The organism is Yersinia sp. 2542 StPb PI, from assembly GCF_048593855.1.
Taxonomy (GTDB): Bacteria; Pseudomonadota; Gammaproteobacteria; order Enterobacterales; family Enterobacteriaceae; genus Yersinia; species Yersinia enterocolitica_E.
Window position 1 is genome coordinate 1 of the sequence record NZ_JAZGQA010000294.1, and the last position, 3,464, is coordinate 3,464.

The window sequence follows — 3,464 nt, forward strand, 5'->3', positions numbered from 1 at the left end:
GCAAAAATAAAAGCGAAATTCCACCCAAAATAAACATTTTAATACTCGGTGCTGGAATGTCGGGTTTAGAGTTAGCTAAGCATTTAAATTGTAGAGGAATAAAAGATATCGTCGTTATAGAAGCTGGTCCAGCAGATGATTACAACCATATAAATGCAGGAGGTGAATATGAACGAGCCAATGAATATTGGAAAAATGAAGGATCTGATAAATACTCCTACCGTTCATGGCATTCTTTAAATGAACCTCATTTTGCTAAAGGAACTTGTCTACGTCGTAGAGTCGGCGGTAGATCCCTTTATTGGCATGGTGTTATTTTACCAATAGAGGCTGAGACACTTAAATTCTGGCCTTCAAATATTGCCCATGATCTTACTGAAAGTTGGTTAGGTGGACCATCACTTTACACACAGGTGCAGTCTGAAATGCTCGCATGGGCAGATAAGAATCACGATATAGATTACTCTCTTCAGCTTTCTGGTTTTGAGTTTAAAATAACACCTCAGGTTATTCGTAATATTGATTCATCAGGTGGCTGGGAATCTTATTCACCACTTTCCTATTGGAAAGAGGATAACCAATTAAGATCTAACCCGAAAATAATTCCTGGGTATGAAGTTATGTCACTCATTATTAAAAATGGTCACTGTATTGGCGCTAAGTTGAGACATATTAGCTCTAATGAGGTATATACCATCTTCGCTGATAAATGTGTTCTCGCCTTAGGTACCATTGAGAATACACGTTTGGCAGCGCAAGTACTTTATGATTCTGGACATTTAATTGAGGAAAAAATAACTGGACTCGTCGATCACATTGTTCAGGGATTTAATGTGACATTTGAGTATTATAAACTACCCGATATGCTGAGAGAGTTAATTGAATATAAACCTGACACTATATTCTTTTGCCATAGTTCCGCAGGAGAAAGATTTAATTTATTTTTCACTATCACCCAATCAGATTTTGGCATTGAATTAGAAGTATGGACAATGGGCGAACAGATCCCCTCCGATCATGGATATATTTGCATAAATAGAAATGATGAGAATATGCCTTTATCAATTTATAGTGGTTTAAATAATGATGATAATGTATTGATACAAAAACAGCGGGATGAACTAAATATATTCTGGCATGGCATTTGTGAAAATATATCAATCCCCTTTTCCCCATTAGTTTTTGAAGGCGGTTTTACTGTCCATGCCAGAACCATGGGGGATGTTTATCATGAATTTCATTCCCCATCGAGGGTAGTCCATGCCAACAAACCCGTCACATGGATAAGCCCACTTGGAACGGAAAACCATGAAAGTAGTACTCTGCCACTGGGAGAGATATTGAATGAAAATCATGAATTTGATCATATCAAAAATTTATATGCTGTTGGCCCAAGTACATTCCCGCGACCCGGTGCGGCTAATCCATCGTTAACAACACTCGCACTATCACGGCGACTTGCTTACATTCTTAATTAACAGAAGGCTAAATTAATAAGGATATTACTTTTATGTGTAAACCAATTTATATTCTCGGTACTGCTCTATCGCATGATGGCTCAACATGTCTAATGAAAGATGGCAAGATTATATTCTCGATTGAGAAGGAAAGAATATCCCGAGTAAAACATGATGGATTTAATGATAATTCAACTATTCAATATTGTTTAGATGCTGCGGGTATTGAATATAAAGACCTCTCATTGATAGTAGAACAAAACTCTTATAATCCATTATTTAGCCAATCATTAGAACAGCGGAAAAATAGGGTTTTACCCCCCATGGTGCCGATCATCACACTTTCTCATCACTTGGCACATGCCTACAGTGCCATAGGAACATCACCTTTTGATGATATGGGTATTGTGGTTATTGATGGCCATGGAGGTAGCTTAGACAGTTGTAATGACATTGTTGCGGATATCAAAGGTGCGAATAGTATCCACGTTAACAATCGTTACCGTTACTGGGAAACATGCAGCTACTACGTTTATCAAGATAGTAAAATCAAGCCTATCTTCAAAGACTTCTCCAGGTGGGTTAATCGAAAGAATCGCAAAGACTATCCTGTTTCGAGCTGGGAAATAGAAAATTCTATTGGTGAGTTTTATGAAGGGATAGCACTGTATATTTTTGGCGAGCTGGATTGCGCAGGTAAGTTGATGGGATTAGCCCCTTACGGAAGGCCGAATGTAATCGATTGGGTGCCCTTCTTTTTCGATTCCGGCAAAGTGGTGTTGCGTAGTGACTGGTGGGCAAAAATAGACCCTCTTTTAAACTCTGCTCCTACTCATTTTCGTGACAACTTCCAATATTACGCCGATTTAGCCTATTGGGCGCAAACCAAACTCGAGGAAGCACTGTTTTATCTGTTCAGCCATTACTACCAACTTTATCCTATGAAAAACTTTGCTTATGCCGGAGGGGTTGCATTAAATGCCACCGCAAATGAAAAGCTCATTACTCATAGTGAGTTTGAGCATCTCTATATCCAACCTGCGGCGGGAGATAACGGGCTATCAATTGGTTGTTGCTATTATGGCTGGTTGGAAGTGCTGAAGAAAGAGCGAGTAAAACACTCTGGCTCAACATACTTTGGCAAAAAATATGATGATATTAGTGTTATGGCAGAGCTTGAAAAGCATACCGATAAAATTGAATATACTTACTATGATGATATTGAAGCTATTGCCGCAAAATCCATCGTGGCAGGTAATGTTATTGCCTGGTTCCAAGGGGAGTCTGAATTTGGCCCTCGCGCTTTAGGAAACAGAAGTATTTTAGCGGACCCCCGTAACCCTCGAATGAAAGACCATATTAATACTAACGTTAAATATCGCGAGGATTTTCGCCCCTTTGCTCCTGCCGTTTTGCATGAAAAAGCGAATGACTATTTCGACTTGAACCATGATAGTGATCACATGCTATTTATTGCCTATGTCAAAGAAAAATATCGAGCAGCACTACCTTCGATTGTCCATGTAGACGGTAGTGCCCGTGTGCAAACTGTCAAAAAGGAGATGAATAAAAAATTCCATACCTTGATAAATTATTTTTTTGCCGAGACTGGCGTGCCTATATTACTGAATACCTCGTTGAACACCAAAGGAATGCCAATAGTGGAAACCCCTAAGGATGCCATCAATTTATTCTTAAACTGTGGGCTAGATTTCCTGTTCATCAACAATTACATGATATACAAGAAAAATACGTCATTAATTTCTTTGTATTAATACAACTGTAAATCAAATGTATGTTAAAAACATGAGGTTTCTATGCATGAAGATAAATCATCTATTGGTGATAATAACAGCCTAAAAATTGGCATTATCCATTTAATAACAGAAGGCGTACAACTTTTTGTCGGCGGAGTAGGTTCTTATATCAGAGGGCAAATCATGGCATTACCGGAGGTTATTAAATTACTGGCTGATAATAATATCAGCTTAGAACCCCATTTTATTG

2 protein-coding genes and 1 pseudogene are annotated in these 3,464 nt (G+C 38.4%); all 3 read left to right on the forward strand.

What is annotated here, in order from left to right:
- Positions 1 to 1,478: GMC family oxidoreductase (locus tag V1952_RS20755; protein ID WP_420075449.1), on the forward strand; the 1,478-nt coding region annotated here is incomplete at its 5' end.
- A 32-nt stretch (positions 1,479 to 1,510) separates the two neighbouring features.
- Positions 1,511 to 3,232 carry a carbamoyltransferase gene (locus V1952_RS20760; RefSeq protein ID WP_420071713.1) on the forward strand — a complete coding sequence of 574 codons (1,722 nt, stop codon included), beginning with the start codon at positions 1,511 to 1,513 and terminating at the stop codon, positions 3,230 to 3,232.
- A 42-nt stretch (positions 3,233 to 3,274) separates the two neighbouring features.
- Positions 3,275 to 3,464, forward strand: a pseudogene (locus V1952_RS20765) (glycosyl transferase); the annotation flags it as partial.